The sequence below is a fragment of the Larkinella sp. C7 genome (genome assembly GCF_006149005.1).
Lineage (GTDB): Bacteria > Bacteroidota > Bacteroidia > Cytophagales > Spirosomataceae > Larkinella.
In genome coordinates this window covers 1-391 of record NZ_VBSL01000202.1, presented here as the reverse complement: position 1 = coordinate 391, position 391 = coordinate 1, and the positions used below count along the sequence as shown (strand labels likewise).

1 pseudogene is annotated in these 391 nt (G+C 44.8%); it reads left to right on the top strand.

The features are described from left to right. Positions 1-13: 13 nt before the first annotated feature. A pseudogene (locus FH871_RS35105) lies at positions 14-391 on the top strand (ornithine carbamoyltransferase); the annotation flags it as partial.

Genomic DNA, 391 nt, shown 5'->3' with positions numbered 1-391 from the left:
GCTCAAAGATTGTATCAAAAACGGTTACTATCCGCCGCTCTTAAAGAATAAGAGTTTAGCGATGATTTTCCAACAATCATCCACAAGGACACGGGTTTCCTTTGAGACAGCTATGACCCAGTTAGGAGGTCACGCTCAATATCTAGCACCCGGTCAAATTCAGCTGGGGGGCCATGAAACGATTGAAGACACCTCTCAAGTTGTTTCTCGACTGACTGATATTATCATGTCCCGTGTTGAACGCCATAAGAGCGTTGAAGATTTAGCTAGATTTTCTTCTGTCCCTGTCATTAACGGCATGTCCGACTACAACCACCCTACTCAAGAGTTAGGCGATCTCTGCACGATCATTGAACATTTGCCGGCTGGTAAGAAACTGGAAGATTGTAAG